The organism is Streptomyces sp. NPDC006335, from assembly GCF_040612795.1.
Lineage (GTDB): Bacteria > Actinomycetota > Actinomycetes > Streptomycetales > Streptomycetaceae > Streptomyces.
This window is the reverse complement of record NZ_JBEXQX010000015.1, coordinates 61,257-76,090: the sequence shown is the minus strand read 5'-3', so window position 1 is coordinate 76,090 and position 14,834 is coordinate 61,257. Positions and strand designations below refer to the sequence as shown.

Annotated in this window: 15 protein-coding genes; 4 read left to right on the top strand and 11 right to left on the bottom strand. The window is 71.2% G+C overall.

Going from position 1 to position 14,834, the window contains the following annotated elements; all coding sequences use genetic code 11:
• Positions 1–6: 6 nt before the first annotated feature.
• From ABZ098_RS32850 to ABZ098_RS32835, 4 genes are all read right to left on the bottom strand, one after another.
• Positions 7–957 (bottom strand): cytochrome c oxidase assembly protein, encoded by a 951-nt coding sequence (locus ABZ098_RS32850; protein WP_356597377.1) that lies wholly within the window; start codon positions 955–957, stop codon positions 7–9.
• Positions 958–1,058: 101 nt separating this feature from the next.
• Positions 1,059–2,084 (bottom strand): 6-phosphofructokinase, encoded by a 1,026-nt coding sequence (locus tag ABZ098_RS32845; RefSeq protein ID WP_356597376.1) that lies wholly within the window; start codon positions 2,082–2,084, stop codon positions 1,059–1,061.
• 198 nt (positions 2,085–2,282) lie between these two features.
• Positions 2,283–3,011 carry a glutamine amidotransferase gene (locus ABZ098_RS32840; protein WP_053851916.1) on the bottom strand — a complete coding sequence of 243 codons (729 nt, stop codon included), beginning with the start codon at positions 3,009–3,011 and terminating at the stop codon, positions 2,283–2,285.
• A 16-nt stretch (positions 3,012–3,027) separates the two neighbouring features.
• Positions 3,028–4,266 (bottom strand): MurT ligase domain-containing protein, encoded by a 1,239-nt coding sequence (locus tag ABZ098_RS32835; protein WP_037710162.1) that lies wholly within the window; start codon positions 4,264–4,266, stop codon positions 3,028–3,030.
• A 112-nt stretch (positions 4,267–4,378) separates the two neighbouring features.
• On the opposite strand from ABZ098_RS32835, the gene def reads away from it, so the two are divergent.
• The gene (def, locus tag ABZ098_RS32830) at positions 4,379–4,933 is read left to right on the top strand and encodes a peptide deformylase (RefSeq protein ID WP_356597375.1); all 555 of its coding nucleotides are present in this window, start codon (positions 4,379–4,381) and stop codon (positions 4,931–4,933) included.
• 80 nt (positions 4,934–5,013) lie between these two features.
• Here def and ABZ098_RS32825 read toward each other — a convergent pair whose 3' ends face one another.
• Positions 5,014–5,658 carry a TetR family transcriptional regulator gene (locus ABZ098_RS32825; protein WP_356597374.1) on the bottom strand — a complete coding sequence of 215 codons (645 nt, stop codon included), beginning with the start codon at positions 5,656–5,658 and terminating at the stop codon, positions 5,014–5,016.
• Positions 5,659–5,830: 172 nt separating this feature from the next.
• Here ABZ098_RS32825 and ABZ098_RS32820 point away from each other — a divergent pair, with 172 nt between their 5' ends.
• Positions 5,831–7,057 (top strand): acyl-CoA dehydrogenase family protein, encoded by a 1,227-nt coding sequence (locus ABZ098_RS32820; RefSeq protein ID WP_356597373.1) that lies wholly within the window; start codon positions 5,831–5,833, stop codon positions 7,055–7,057.
• Between the two features lie 43 nt (positions 7,058–7,100).
• Here ABZ098_RS32820 and ABZ098_RS32815 read toward each other — a convergent pair whose 3' ends face one another.
• The 6 genes from ABZ098_RS32815 to ABZ098_RS32790 all read right to left on the bottom strand — a co-directional run bounded on the left by ABZ098_RS32815 (position 7,101) and on the right by ABZ098_RS32790 (position 13,132).
• Complete coding sequence (locus tag ABZ098_RS32815) at positions 7,101–8,315, bottom strand: cytochrome P450 (RefSeq protein ID WP_356597372.1); 1,215 nt, start codon at positions 8,313–8,315, stop codon at positions 7,101–7,103.
• A gap of 103 nt (positions 8,316–8,418) precedes the next feature.
• The gene (locus ABZ098_RS32810; RefSeq protein ID WP_007380390.1) at positions 8,419–8,655 is read right to left on the bottom strand and encodes a DUF6213 family protein; all 237 of its coding nucleotides are present in this window, start codon (positions 8,653–8,655) and stop codon (positions 8,419–8,421) included.
• A gap of 25 nt (positions 8,656–8,680) precedes the next feature.
• Entirely contained in the window at positions 8,681–10,066 is a 1,386-nt protein-coding gene (locus ABZ098_RS32805; RefSeq protein WP_356597371.1) for an NADP-dependent succinic semialdehyde dehydrogenase, read from the bottom strand.
• Positions 10,067–10,137: 71 nt separating this feature from the next.
• The gene (locus ABZ098_RS32800; RefSeq protein ID WP_356597370.1) at positions 10,138–10,599 is read right to left on the bottom strand and encodes an NUDIX domain-containing protein; all 462 of its coding nucleotides are present in this window, start codon (positions 10,597–10,599) and stop codon (positions 10,138–10,140) included.
• A complete protein-coding gene (locus tag ABZ098_RS32795; RefSeq protein WP_356597369.1) occupies positions 10,596–12,134 on the bottom strand; it encodes an ATP-dependent DNA ligase in 1,539 nt (512 codons plus the stop codon). The genes ABZ098_RS32800 and ABZ098_RS32795 overlap by 4 nt, the downstream gene beginning before the upstream one ends.
• Positions 12,135–12,196: 62 nt before the next feature.
• Positions 12,197–13,132 carry an NAD(P)/FAD-dependent oxidoreductase gene (locus ABZ098_RS32790; RefSeq protein WP_356597368.1) on the bottom strand — a complete coding sequence of 312 codons (936 nt, stop codon included), beginning with the start codon at positions 13,130–13,132 and terminating at the stop codon, positions 12,197–12,199.
• Between the two features lie 64 nt (positions 13,133–13,196).
• On the opposite strand from ABZ098_RS32790, the gene ABZ098_RS32785 reads away from it, so the two are divergent.
• Both ABZ098_RS32785 and ABZ098_RS32780 read left to right on the top strand, forming a co-directional pair.
• Positions 13,197–13,769: an XRE family transcriptional regulator gene (locus tag ABZ098_RS32785; protein WP_356597367.1), complete on the top strand. Its 573-nt coding sequence runs from the start codon at positions 13,197–13,199 to the stop codon at positions 13,767–13,769.
• A 103-nt stretch (positions 13,770–13,872) separates the two neighbouring features.
• The gene (locus ABZ098_RS32780; RefSeq protein WP_356597366.1) at positions 13,873–14,709 is read left to right on the top strand and encodes a prephenate dehydratase; all 837 of its coding nucleotides are present in this window, start codon (positions 13,873–13,875) and stop codon (positions 14,707–14,709) included.
• The last annotated feature ends 125 nt before the right edge of the window (positions 14,710–14,834 follow it).

The window sequence follows — 14,834 nt, the reverse complement described above, 5'->3', positions numbered from 1 at the left end:
AGCCTTTCAACGCTCGCGGGTGCTCAATGAGGCCAGATATGCGTTGTACGCCTCGAGTTCCTTGTCGCCGTCCCGGTCGGCGGCCCGGTCCGTGCGCTTGGCCTGCCGCTGTTCGGAGCCGTACCACTGGAACAGCAGTGCGATGAGCACCAGAACGGAGGGAATCTCACTGAACGCCCACGCGATACCGCCGGCGTAGTTCTGGTCGGAGAGCGCGTCGATGCCGAGCGAGGCGGGCGGGTTCTTGAACGTCTCCACCATGGGCTCGGACGCCATCATCAGCGCGATGCCGAAGAACGCGTGGAACGGCATCCCGGCGAACAGCTCCAGCATCCGCATCAGGTACCCGGGCCGGTGCGGTCCCGGGTCCACCCCGATGATCGGCCAGAAGAAGACGACACCGACGGCGAGGAAGTGGACCATCATCGCGACGTGCCCGGTCTTCGACCCCATCAGGAAGTCGAAGATCGGCGTGAAGTACAGGGCGTACAGGCTCGCGATGAACAGCGGGATGGTGAACGCCGGATGCGTGACGATCCGCATGTACCGGCTGTGCAGCAGCGCGAGCAGCAGCTCACGGGGCCCCTTGCGCCCCTTGCCCGCGACGGACAGCGCCCGCAGAGCCAGAGTGACCGGGGCGCCGAGCAGGACGAGGATGGGCGACAGCATGCTGATCACCATGTGCTGCACCATGTGCACGCTGAACATGACCATCCCGTAGTCGTTCAGCTTCGTGCACATCATCAGCCCGATGGACAGCACACCGACGACGTAGGAGACGGTCCGCCCCACGGACCACGAGTCCCCCCGCCGCCGCAGCCGCACGACACCCCACGCGTACAGGCCGAGCGCGAGGAGGCAGGCGACGAGGAAGAACGGGTCGGCCGACCACTGAAGCCCTCGTCCCAGCGTGAACGGCGGCAGATCGTGCGTCATGCCGTGCCCGCTGTGGTCCATCGCGGCGGCTCCTGATTCGTGGGGGTTGTACAAGTCTGTCCGCCACACAGACTAGAACCGCCCCCGGCTGATCTTTCAGCCGGGGCCCACCGTCGCCGGAACTAAAGCACGCACTCGGCTTCCGCGTACCGGTCCTCCGGCACCGTCTTCAGCGTCTCGACCGCCTCCGCGAGCGCCACCATCACGATGTCGGTCCCGCGAAGAGCCGTCATGTGACCGAACTCGCCCCGGTGCACGGCCTCCACCGCGTGCCACCCGAACCGGGTGGCCAGTACCCGGTCGTACGCGGTCGGGGTACCGCCGCGCTGCACATGCCCGAGGATGACCGGCCGGGCTTCCTTCCCCAGCCGCTCCTCCAGCTCGATCGAGAGCTGGCGGGCGATCCCGGCGAAGCGCTCGTGGCCGTAGATGTCCTTGGCGCCCTCGTCGAAGGCCATGGAGCCGGGCGCCGGCTTGGCGCCCTCCGCCGCCACGACGATCGCGAACCGCTTGCCCGCCTCGAAGCGCTCGCCGACCCGCCGGGCCAGCTCCTCGATGTCGAAGGGACGCTCCGGTACGACGATGGCGTGCGCGCCGGCCGCCATCCCGGAGTGCAGCGCTATCCAGCCGGTGTGCCGCCCCATGACCTCGACGACGAGCACCCGCTGGTGGGACTCGGCCGTGGTCTTGAGCCGGTCGAGGGCCTCGGTGGCGACACCGACGGCCGTGTCGAACCCGAAGGTGACGTCCGTGACCGCGATGTCGTTGTCGATCGTCTTCGGCACGCCCACGATCGGCAGACCGGCGTCCGACATCAGCCGGGCGGCCTTGAGGGTGCCCTCACCGCCGATGGGAATGATCGCGTCGAGCCCGAGCTCCTCGACATGCCCCTTGGCCCGCTCCACGCCGTCCCGCAGGTGCGAGGGCTGGACCCGGGAGGAGCCGAGGATCGTGCCGCCGCGGGCCAGGATGCCGTTCACCGCGTCGAGGTCGAGCTTGAGGTAGTCGCACTCCAGGAGGCCCTTCCAGCCGTCCCGGAACCCGATGACCTCGTCGCCGTGGTCGACTACGGCGCGGTGCACGACGGACCGGATGACGGCGTTCAGGCCGGGGCAGTCGCCGCCGGACGTGAGGACACCAATGCGCATAGCCGCGGGAACCTTTTCAGCGATGGGACGTGGCATGGGTCCGGACCACGCTGTCCGACTGGAACCCCGCACACCCTAGCGGCAGGAGGGGGCGGGGCCGAAGCATGCGTCCGCCTGCTGGACGGCCCCGCTCACCTGTGCGGACACCTCGTCAGACGGGCTGCTGACAGGCGCCTGGAACCGAGGTGAACTCCCTGCTCAGGCCGGCTGCTGCGCGGCCGAGATGCGCTCGTTGCGCAGCGCCTCGTACCAGCGGTCGTCGGTCGGCGGCAGCGCGTTGACGTCGAGGGCCAGCTTCAGCAGCAGGTCGGCGATCAGCGGGTTGCGCGCGAGCACGGGCCCGTGCATGTACGTCCCGAAGACCGTGTCGTTGTACGCGCCCTCCGTACCGTCCCCGGTGCCGTTGCCCTTGCCCAGCTTGACGTTGGCGAACGGGCGGGCGGTGGGGCCGAGGTGGGTGACGCCCTGGTGGTTCTCGAAGCCGGTCAGCGGGGGGAGACCGAGGCGCGGGTCGATGTCGGCGAGCACGTCACCGACGCAGCGCTCGCCCTCACCGCGCACGGAGACCACGTCGAGCAGGCCGAGGCCGGGCTCGCGCTGGCCGAGGTCGTTGATGAACTCGTGGCCGAGGATCTGGTAGCCGGCGCACACCGAGAAGACGATCGCGCCGTTGCCCACGGCCCGGTGCAGACCGCCGTCCCGGCGCAGCCGCTCGGCCGCCAGCCGCTGCGGCCGGTCCTCGCCGCCGCCGATCAGGTAGATGTCGCCGGAGGTCGGGATCGGCTGGTCGCTGCGCACGTCCAGGCGGGCCACGTCGAGGCCGCGCTGGCGGGCCCGGCGCTCGATGACGAGGGCGTTGCCCTGGTCGCCGTAGGTGCTGAGCAGGTCGGGGTAGATCCAGACGATCCGCAGTTGGTTGTCGCTCACAAAAGTCCCCTGTGTCTCAGTTGCCGACGCGGCGGCGCAGGTCCTGGAAGGCGGTGTAGTTCGCGATGACCTCGATGCGGCCGGGCGGACTCATCTGCACGGCCTGGTCGAGGTTGTCGCAGACCTGGAAGTTCTGGTTCGCGACCTCGAGGCGCACCGCGAGGTCCAGCTTCCGGTCGCCGATCACGCAGATCGGGTGGCCGGTCAGCCGCGTGTAGTCGACGTCCCACAGCCAGGAGGTGTCGGTGCCGTCGGCGCCGCGGGCGTTGACGGAGAGGATCACCGGGGTGGGCGGCGGGTCGATCAGGCTGAACGTCTCGAGCCAGCCGGCCGGGTTCTTCGCGAGCAGCAGCCTGAGGTCGCGCTGCTGGAACTGGACGATGTCGTAGCGGCCGGCCACGGCCTGTACCTGGTACATGCGTTCCAGGGCGACCTGCGGCGGCACGCCGAAGACGGCGGCGACGGCGGCGGAGGACGCGGCGTTGGCCTTGTTGGCGCGGCCGGGGAGCTGGAGGTGGATCGGCCAGGCGGATCCGTGCGGGTCGAGCACGTGGTCACCGGAGAGCGCCCAGCTCGGCGTGGGACGCCGGAACCCGCACTCGCCGCAGAACCAGTCGTCGCCCGGCCGCTGCATCACGCCACCGCAGGACGGGCAGGACCAGGCGTCGTCCTTCCACATCTGCCCGGCGGCGACCCAGATGACGTTGGGGGAGGAGGAGGCGGCCCACACGACGAGCGGGTCGTCGGCGTTGGCCACGACGACCGCCTTCGAACCGGCGAGCCCCTCGCGCCAGTTCTCGGCGAGCATGCGGGTCTCGGCGGCCCGGTCGAGCTGGTCGCGGGAGAGGTTGAGCAGGGCGATGCACTTGGGGTCGGTGTCGCGGGCCACGCCCGCGAGGTACTTCTCGTCGACCTCGATGACGCCGTACCGGGCGTCCGAGCCGCCGGCGAGCGCCGAGGTGATGCCGGCCGGCATGTTGGCGCCGAGGGCGTTGGAGACCACGGGCCCGGCGGCGCCGAGCGCCTCCGCGATCAGTCGGGTCGTGGTGGTCTTGCCGTTGGTCGCCGAGACGAGGACGACGTCCAGGTGTTGGGCGAGCCGGGCGAGGAGGTCGGGGTCGAGCTTGAGGGCCACCTTGCCGCCGATGACCGAACCGCTGCCGCGACCCGCGGCTCGGGATGCCGCCGCGACGGCCTTGCCCGCCGTCACGGCCAGCTTGGCCCGCGGCGAGAGCGGGTCCGAGTTGCCTGTCATCAGTTCTCGATCCTCCTTGCGTACGCGCCGCGCCTCAGCCTCCGGCCACGTGGTGTGGACCTCAGCCTATCGAGATCCGAAGGCACTCCCGAATCGCCGTACCCTTGCGGCCATGCGAAACGGCTCCATTCCGGGCACCCGTGGCCGGGTCCGGCCCCTCACCCTGCTCGGCAGCCCCGTGCTGCACGAACCCTGCGGGGAGGTATCGGACTTCGGTCCGCGACTGGCGACGCTCGTGGAGGACCTGTTCGCGACGATGTACGCGCACGAGGGGGTGGGCCTCGCGGCGAACCAAGTGGGTGTCCCCCTGAGCGTGTTCGTGTACGACTGCCCGGACGACGAGGAGGTCCGCCACCTCGGCCATGTGGTGAACCCACGGCTGGTGGCGGCGGACGGTCTGGTGTTCAGGGGGCCCGAGGGCTGTCTGTCGCTGCCGGGCCTGGAGGCGGGGGTGGAACGCCACGACCACGCGGTGGTGGAGGGGTTCACGATGACGGGAGACCCGATCACGGTCCACGGCACGGGCTTCTTCGCGAGGTGCCTGCAACACGAGACGGACCACCTGGAGGGCAAGGTGTACGCGGACCACTTGACGGGCCGCCGCCACCGAAAGCTGATGCGACAAGTGGCCAGATCTTCCTGGCACAGGGGGAGTGGACCGACTTAGGGGCGCGGGGCTGTGTCAATGTGCGGCTCCGCCGCGTGGGCGCGACCAGCCCCCACGGTCCCGCACCCGGGATTCAGCGATCAGAACCCCGGACCCCCCACCTTGTCCCCCGCCGCGGCGAGCCGCCCCCACAACAGGTCCGCCATGCTCCGCACCAACTCGGCCCGCGAGCACGGCCGTTCACCCAGCCACCAGTCACCGGCCGCGTACATCATCCCGACGATCCCGTGCCCCCACACCCGGGCCAGCAACTGGCTCCCGGGCCCGAGATCCAGCCGGTCCTCGATGACCTGCCCCAACTCCTCACCCATCCTGCGCAGCAGCGGCGCGGAATGCTGGCCGACGTCGAACCCCTGGTCCCCGGCCTGGCTTCCCTCGGCGGGGTGCATCAGGAACCGGTACACCTGGGGCCGGGCCTCGATCGCGGCCAGGTAGGTGTCCAGCGTGGCCTCGACCCGCTCGCGCCGGTCCGCGGGTGCGTCAAGGGCCGCCCGCAGCGAGTCCAGCAGGGCGTCGGTGTGTCGCTTGGCGAGCGCGGCGTAGAGTCCCCCCTTGTCGCCGAAGTGCCGGTAGAGAATCGGCTTGGTGATGCCGGCTTCCGCGGCGATGGCGTTCATGGAGGCCTGTGGGCCGTCACGCAGCACCACTCTGTCCGCGGCCTCCAGCAGTTCGCGCCGGCGGCGGTCGGCGGACCGCTGCTGATCGGTCCGCTGTGTGGTGTCCATGAGCTCTCCCCACCCGTGCTGAATCGGTAACGCCTGCGCAAACTAACACCCGGCGGGTGACGGACATCGAACAGGCTGCTGACTGGTCATGGGGAGTTGACTTTTCCTACCCGTGGGTAACAGACTCTGGTTACCGCAAGTAACATGCACGTGCGTCGCCGCTGGAGGGGACATGGCCGAGTTCACCATGGAGCTCAACGACGAACAGAAGGAGGTCCGGGACTGGCTGCACGGCTTCGCCGCCGACGTCATCCGCCCCGCGGCCGCCGAATGGGACGAGCGTGAGGAGACTCCCTGGCCGGTCATCCAGGAGGCCGCGAAGGTAGGCATCTACTCCCTCGACTTCTACGCCCAGCAGTACTTCGACCCCACCGGGCTCGGTATCCCGATGGCGATGGAGGAGCTGTTCTGGGGCGACGCGGGCATCGCCCTGTCGATCGTAGGCACCGGACTGGCCGCTGTCGGCGTTCTCGCCAACGGTACCGAGGAACAGATCGGCACCTGGATCCCGCAGATGTACGGCGACGCGAACGATGTCAAGGTCGCCGCGTTCTGCTCGTCCGAGCCGGACGCCGGGTCCGACGTGGCCTCCATGCGCACGCGTGCCGTCTACGACGAGGCCAAGGACGAGTGGGTGCTCAACGGCACCAAGACCTGGGCGACCAACGGCGGTATCGCCAACGTCCACGTCGTCGTCGCGGTCGTCGACGCGGAGCTCGGCTCCAAGGGCCACGCCTCCTTCATCGTGCCGCCGAACACCCCGGGCCTGTCCCAGGGCCAGAAGTTCAAGAAGCACGGCATCCGCGCCTCGCACACGGCCGAGGTCGTCCTGGAGAACGTCCGGGTGCCCGGCTCCTGCCTCCTCGGCGGCAAGGAGAAGCTCGACGAGCGCCTCGCCCGGGCCCGGGAGCGGGCGAAGGCCGGCGGCGAGCGGGTCAAGAACGCGGCGATGGCCACCTTCGAGGCCTCGCGTCCCGCCGTGGGCGCCATGGCCGTGGGCACCGCCCGGGCCGCGTACGAGGTCGCCCTCGACTACGCCAAGACGCGTGAGCAGTTCGGGCGGCCGATCATCGACAACCAGGGCGTGGCGTTCCAGCTCGCGGACATGCGCACCTCCATCGACGCGGCCCGTCTGCTGGTCTGGCGTGCCTCCTGGATGGCGATCAACGGCAAGCAGTTCACCGCCGCCGAGGGCTCGATGTCGAAGCTCTTCGCGAGCGAGACGGCGAAGAAGGTCACCGCGCAGGCGGTCCAGATCCTGGGCGGCAACGGTTACACCCGGGAGTACCCGGTGGAGCGCATGCACCGCGACGCGGCGATCTACACCATCTTCGAAGGCACCAGCGAGATCCAGCGCCTGGTGATCGCGCGGACGCTCTCCGGGATGCCCATTCGGTAGTGGGTGCGGCTCCGGAGGGACCTGAAGCCCTCCTTCGGAGCCGTCACCACGTCACCGGGAGCGCCTGGGGGCCGCGGACGGACGTGCCCTTCCTGAAGGGCACCTGCTCCGCCGGGACCGCCGGCCGCAGGCCCGGGACACGGCCGAGCAGTGCCTCGACCAGCAACTCGGCCTGCATCTGGACCAGCGTCCCGGCCGGGCAGGCGTGCGGGCCGGCACCGAACGACACATGCGGGTCCGGACCGCGGGAGAAGTCGATCGTCTCCGGGTACGGGAAGACGTCGGGGTCCCGGTTCGCCGCCAGGTACGACACGTAGATCGCGTCGCCCGCCCGGATCCGTACGCCGCCGACCCCCACGTCCTCCAGGGCGATCCGCGCCAGGCCGACCGCGTTGCGGTGCGGGATGTAGCGCAGCAGCTCGGCGACGGCCCGCGGGCGGATCTCCGGCTCGGCACGCAGTCGTTCGGCCAGGTCGGGGCGGGTCAGCAGCAGGTAGAACATCTGGCCGCTGTTGTTCGCCGACGCCTCGGCGCCGGTCTGGAGCAGGATCGCGAGCCCCACGGCCTCCTCCAGCGTCACCTCGCCGCGGCCCACGGCGGCCCCCAGCAGGGAGGTCACGTCCTCGCCGGTGCCGCCCTCCCTGAGGCCGATGAGGTCGGCGAAGTAGGCGCCCATCTCGTCCCTGGCCCGCTCGCCGGCCTTCGTACCGTGCGAGGACGACGGGATCAGCTCGGTCCAGGTGTGCAGGGTGTGCCGGTCGGCGGCCGGGACACCCATCAGCGCGCAGATCACGGCGTTGGCGAAGGGGCTGAGCACCGCCGCGGTGAGGTCGGCGGGCGGGCCGTCCTGGAGCAGTTCGTCGACCAGCTCGTCGAGCATCCGGCGGGACTCCTCCCGGACCCGCTCCACGCCCCGCGCGGTGAACGCGGCGGCCACCGCACCGCGCAGCCGGGTGTGGTCGGGCGGGTCGAGGAAGGGGACCGCGCGGCGCCGCGGCGCGCAGTGCGGGGCGAACCGGGTGACCGGCTGGTCCGGCACGGCCTCGCGACCGAAGCGCGGGTCGCCGGCCACCGTCCGTACGTCGTCGTACCGGGTGACCAGCCACGCCCAGCCCTCGCCGTGGGGGAGCTGGATCCGGGTGAGGGGACCCTCACGCATCAGCTCGGTCAGCACCGGGTCGAAGTCGACGCCGGACAGGTCGAGTGCCGGCCAGTGCCGGATCGGGGGCAGGATCTCGGTGATCGTCTCTTCGCTCATCCCACACCGTCTCGTCCCGGTACCGAAGCCTGGTCCAGTCCACGATCACCCGGGGGGCGGGCGGCGTCGCGCCGGGTTGCACCGAACGCGGGACACGAGACCTCTACGGCGCCCCACCGCTGCTGTGCGCGATGCACGCGACGTCGATCCGATCGGCGAGCTTGGCGAGCTCGATGGTCAGTGCGGCCACCGTGTCCTCGTCGAGCCCGTCGGCCCCGGCCTCGACCAGGTGCAGCCACCGCCCGCCAAGACTGCGGAGCAGCTTGCTCACATCGGCCGCGGCCACCTGAAGGGTCCCGCGGTCATCGACGATCAGAGGCAGTGTCACTTCGCGGTTCACACCCGGGATGTTAGCCGCGCAAGTGTCACGCTCCGTGCCAAACCGTCGTGATGTTGCAGAACTCCCTGATTCCGTGCCCGGACAGCTCACGCCCGTACCCGGACCGCTTCACCCCGCCGAACGGGAACGCCGGATGCGAGGCGGTCATCCCGTTGACGAACACCCCGCCGGCCTCCAGATCCCGTACGAACCGGTCGACCTCCGCCTCGTCCCGGGTCCACACGTTGGAACTCAGCCCGAACGCCGAGTCGTTGGCGATCAGCACCGCCTCGTCGAGGTCGGCCGCCCGGTAGAGCGTCGCCACCGGGCCGAAGGTCTCCTCGCGGTGGATGCGCATCTCGCGCTTCACGTCGGCGACCACGGTCGGCGGGTAGTACCAGCCGGGCCCCTCGGGCCGTTCCCCGCCGCACAGCACGCTCGCCCCGCTGCGCCGGGCGTCGTCGACCAGCTCCTCCAGGTCGGTCCGCCCCTGTTCGCTGGCGAGCGGCCCGACCTCGGTGTCCTCCTCCAGCGGGTCGCCGACCTTGAGCGCCTTCATGCCCTCGACGAACCGCTCGGCGAACCGGTCGTAGACGTCCGTGTGCACGATGAACCGCTTGGCGGCGATGCAGGACTGCCCGTTGTTCTGCACACGGGCGGTCACCGCGATCTCGGCGGCCCGGTCGACGTCCGCGGACGGCATGACGATGTACGGGTCGCTGCCACCGAGTTCCAGCACGGTCTTCTTCACCATGTCCCCGGCGGTGGCGGCGACCGCCCGTCCCGCGGGCTCGCTCCCCGTGAGCGTGGCCGCCTTCACCCGCTCGTCGCGCAGGATCTCGTCGATCGCGCCGGACCCCACGAGCAGGGTCTGGAAGCAGCCCTCCGGGTAGCCCGCCTGATGGAAGAGGTCCTCCAGGAACAGCGCGGTCTGCGGCACGTTCGAGGCGTGCTTGAGCAGGCCGACGTTGCCCGCCATCAGCGCGGGCGCGGCGAAGCGGACCACCTGCCACAGCGGGAAGTTCCACGGCATCACCGCGAGCACGGGACCGAGCGGCCGGTAGCGCACCAGGGCGCGGGAGGCGCCGGAGTCCTTGACGTCGTGCTCGGCGGGCTCCTCGTCGGCGAGCAGCGACTCCGCGTTCTCGGCGTACCAGCGCATCGCCTTGGCGCACTTGGCGGCCTCCGCGCGGGCCTGCTTGACCGGCTTGCCCATCTCGGTCGTCATGACCTTGGCGATGTCCTGCTGGATGTCGTCGAGCAGCCCCGCGGCCCGGTTCAGGAGACGGGCGCGGTCGGCGAAGGACGTCGTCCGCCAGGTGCGGAACGTCGCCTCCGCGAGCTGGAGCCTGCGCTCGATCTCCTCCTCGCCCATGGCCTCGTACGTCTTGAGCGTCTCGCCGTTCGCCGGGTTCACCGTCGCGATGGGCATGACCGACCTCCTGAAGAGCTGACTGTGCTTCGACCTTCCCGCGCGGCGGGGGCGTCCGCAACGCGTGGACGTCAGGGCGAGTGCTCAGCCAGCCGGTCGAGAAACGCGGCCTGCGCCTTGACGATCACGGACCGGGCCCGGTCGAGGCCGAACCACTCGACGCGGTCCAGTTCCGGGAACTCCTGCGTCCTCCCGGACTTCGGCGGCCACTCCATGCTGAACACCCCCGGAACCACGCTCGCCGGATCGAGGTCCGCCTCGACCGCCCACGCCGTGACGACCTTGCCGTTGGTCTGGCGGACCTCGCCCAGGGGTACGGCCTGGCCGTCGGGCGGCGGCAGCCCGAGCTCCTCCTGGAACTCCCGGCGGGCCGCGTCCCAGGCCGACTCCGCGTCCGGCTCGTACTCGCCCTTGGGAACCGTCCACGCACCGGCGTCCCGTCGCGCGAAGAACGGACCGCCCATATGGCCCAGCAACACCTGAAGGCCGTCGCCGGTGTGCCGGAACAACAGCAGGCCCGCGCTCGTCCTCACGGCCTCACCTCGGGGTGCGCGGCCAGCAGGGTCTCGACCGTGTCGGCGTCCTCGGGGCGCTTGTCCTCGCGGTAGCGGACCACGCGGGCGAAGCGGAGGGTGACGCCGGCCGGGTAGCGGGTGGACCGCTGGAGGCCGTCGTAGGCGATCTCGACGACGAGTTCGGGCCGTACGGTCACCACGTAACCGCTGCTGTCCACCGCCAGCTCCTGGAGCCGTTCGGTCTGCCAGGTGAGCATCGCGTCGGTCATGCCCTTGAAGGTCTTGCCGAGCATGGCGAAGCCGCCGTCGGCCGTGCGGGCGCCGAGGTGCAGGTTGGAGAGCTTGCCGGTGCGGCGGCCGTGACCCCACTCGGCGGCCAGGACGACCAGATCCAGCGTGTGCACGGGCTTGACCTTCAACCAGGACGCGCCCCGCCGGCCCGCGCTGTACGGGGCGTCGAGGGACTTCACCACGACCCCCTCGTGGCCGCGCTTCAGGGTCTCGGCGAGGAAGTCCTCCGCAGCGCCCAGGTCCTGCGGGCCGGACACCAGCGTGCGCCGGACCCGCATCGGCTCGGGCACCAACCGGGCCAGTTCGGCGTGCCGTTCGGCGAAGGGCAGGTCGAGGAGGTCGCGGTCGTCGACGGACAGGGCGTCGAAGAAGACGGGGGAGACGGGGACCGCCTCGGCGGCCGTCGTCACGTCCACCCGGGAGCCGACCCGCCCCGCGGTCTCCTGGAAGGAACGCGGGCGCCCGTCCTCGTCGAAGGCGATCACCTCGCCGTCCAGGATGAACCGCTCGCCCCGCAACTCCAGCGCGGCGGCCGTCAGTTCGGGCAGCCGGTCGGTGATGTCGTCGAGGGTGCGCGTGTACAGCCGTACCACGTCCCCGTCCCGGTGGATCTGGACGCGGATGCCGTCCAGCTTCTCCTCGACCGCGCACGAGCCGAGCTTGTCGACCGCCTCGGCCACCGAGGAGGCGCTGTGCGCCAGCATCGGCAGGACCGGGCGGCCGACGGTGAGCCGGAAGCGGTCCAGGGCGGGCGGGCCGTCGGTGAGCAGGGCCTCGGCCACGGTCTGGAGCGAGCCCGCGAGCATCACGGCCCGGCGTACGTCCGCCGGGGGCGCCCCGGTCGCCTGGGCGAGTCCCTCGACCGCCACCGCGTCCAGCGCCCCCTGCCGCACCTCGCCGGTGAGGAGCCCGAGCAGGAACCGCTGCTCGTCCTCGGTGGCCGCGCCCATCAACTCACCGACCAGTCGGGCACGTTCGGCCTGCGAGCCCGCCCCCGCGACCTTGCCCAGCTCGCTGAGCAGGGCGTCCACCGCGCGCACGGTCAGGGTCGGCTCGGCGGCCGGGGCGACCGGGCGGCTCAGCACCTTCCAGCCGACGCCGAGCCGGCCCTGCGGGAGCCGTCCCGCCAGGTACGGGATGACGATCGGGACGTCGTCCGCCTCGGCGTCCCGGAACAGCTCCGCGAGGAGCGCGATCTTCTTCGAACGCGCCGAGGTCGCGGCGACGTCCTGGGACACCTGTGCCAGCCGGGCAAGCAACATGCTTCCAGGGTGTACCGGAGGCGGCCGGTCTACACCCCGGCCGCCTCCGACTACGCACCCGACTACGCGCCCACGGCCGCGTCGAGGTCGCTCATCAGCAGCTCGCCGTTGATCGTGGCGGCCGCCCGGTACCCGGCGCTCGCCGCGTTGATCACCTGCTCGCCGAAGCCGGCCACGTTGCCCACGGCGTACACACCGGGCACGGTCGTCCGCCAGGTCGCGTCGACCACGGGATAGCTGCCGTACGGCGTCTCCTGGAACTCGGCCCCGAGCCGCTCCAGCAGGCCGTTCTGCGGGACGGCCCGCGGGGCGGTGAAGACGACCTCGCGCGCGTGCGTCGTGCCGTCCGCCAGCCGTACGGCGGTGAGCCGGTCGTCGGTCACCACCAGCCCGGCGACCTCGCCGGGCACCACCTGGACGCCGGCCGCGGCCAGCCTGCGCAGGTCGTCGTCCGCGAGTGCGGACTCGGCGACCGTGTGCAGGAACAGGGTCACGTCCTTCGACCACTGGGACACCATCAGCGCCTGGTGCACGCTGAGCGCACTCGTGGCCAGCACGCCGAAGGCCTGGTCGCGGACCTCCCAGCCGTGGCAGTACGGGCAGTGCAGGACGTCCCTGCCGAAGCGCTCGGCCACGCCGGGCACGTCCGGCAGCTCGTCCTTGAGGCCGGTCGCGACGACCAGGCGGCGGGCCCGGACCACGCGCCCGCCCGCCAGGGTCACGGCGAAGCCCGGCGCGACCTCGGTCACCCGGTCCCGGACCAGCTCGACGCCGTACTCCTTGATCTCCTCGCGGCCGATCGCCAGGAACTCGGCGGGCGGCATGCCGTCGCGGCTGAGGAAGCCCTGCATGTGCGCGGAGGGCGCGTTGCGTGGTTCGCCCGCGTCGACGACCAGGGTGCGACGCCGGGCCCGGCCCAGGACCAGGGCGGCGGACAGGCCCGCCGCGCCGCCACCGACAACGATCACTTCATAGGTCTCGCCGTATGTCTCGGTCATGCCGACACAGTCGCTCCGCGGACGCGGGATTGACAAACAACTTTGCCGATTCTGCAATACGGGTATGAGTACCGACGACGTTCTCGCCGAAGTGGGACCCAGGCTCAGGCGGCTGCGCAAGGACCGGGAGGTGACCCTCGCGGCCCTATCGGAGACCACCGGCATCTCCGTGAGCACGCTCTCCCGGCTGGAGTCCGGCCTGCGCAAGCCCAGCCTGGAGCTGCTGCTGCCGATCGCCCAGGCCCACCAAGTACCGCTGGACGAACTGGTCGGCGCCCCGCCGGTCGGCGATCCCCGGGTGCGGTCGGCACCGCTCGAACGGCACGGGCGCACCTTCTGGCCGCTCACCCGGCAACCCGGCGGCCTCCAGGCCTTCAAGGTGCTGGTACCGCGCCGCGAGGAGGAGCCGGAGCTGCGCACCCACGAGGGGTACGAGTGGCTGTACGTCCTGTCGGGCCGGCTGCGGGTGGTGCTCGGTGAGCACGACGTGGTGATGGCGGCGGGGGAGGCGGCGGAGTTCGACACCCGGGTGCCGCACTGGTTCGGTTCGACGGGGGAGGGCCCGGCGGAGTTCCTCAGCCTCTTCGGACCGCAGGGGGAGCGGATGCACGTACGGGCGCGTCCCCGGAAAGCGTGAGCGGCACCGGCCACGGGGGCGTCGCCGGACACCCTGATCCCGGATCGGGCGTTCCTGGTACGTTACGGAGCTTCTGCCGCCCGACGACAAGAGACCGCAGCCCGTGACGACCGTCGCTTACCAAGGTGAACCCGGATCCAACTCGGCGACCGCCGCGCACGCCCTGTACCCGGGGTGCGCCGAGCAGCCCTGCACGGGCTTCGAGCAGGCCCTGGACGCGGTGACGCTCGGCACGGCCGACGTCGCCGTGATCCCGGTGGACAACTCCGCGGCGGGACGGGTGGCGGACGTGCACCACCTGCTGCCGGAGTCGGGGCTGTTCATCATCGCCGAGCACTTCCTCGCCATCCGCTTCGACCTGATGGGCGTGCCCGGGGCGACGGTGGACCAGGTGGAGTGCGTACGCAGCCATGTGCACGCCCTCGGGCAGTGCCGCAAGGTGCTGCGGGACGGCGGCTGGCGCACCCTCGTCACCGACGACACCGCCGGAGCGGCGCGCGAGGTGGCCGAACTGGGCGACCCGCGGCACGCGGCGCTCGCCCCGCCCGCCGCGGCCGGGCTGTACGGCCTCGACGTGCTGCGCGCCGGGGTCGAGGACGACCCCGACAACACCACCCGGTTCGTCGTCCTGTCCCGGGAGGCCGTCGTGGGCCCCGACACCGGCGAGCCGACGATGACGAGCCTGTTCTTCTCCGTGCGCAACATCCCGAGCGCCCTCTTCAAGGCGCTGGGCGGGTTCGCCACCAGCGGGGTGAACCTCACGAAGATCGAGAGCTACCAGGTCGGCGCGGGCCTCGACGCCAGCCGCTTCTACGTCGAGATCGAGGGCCACCCCGACGAGCGACACGTCGCCCTCGCCCTGAACGAACTGCGGTTCTTCTCCACCGAGGTGCGCGTCCTGGGCGTGTACCCGGCGCACCCGCACCGCCTCGCGCACTGAGCGGCCGGGCCGCGTCCTTCGACCGACCGGGCCGTCCCGGCTCGGTGCGCTCCTGTTCAGGGCCCTCTGACCCGGGCCCCTGTCCCGATGCCCACACTTTCCGGCGGACTGTTCCCTGATCGGCA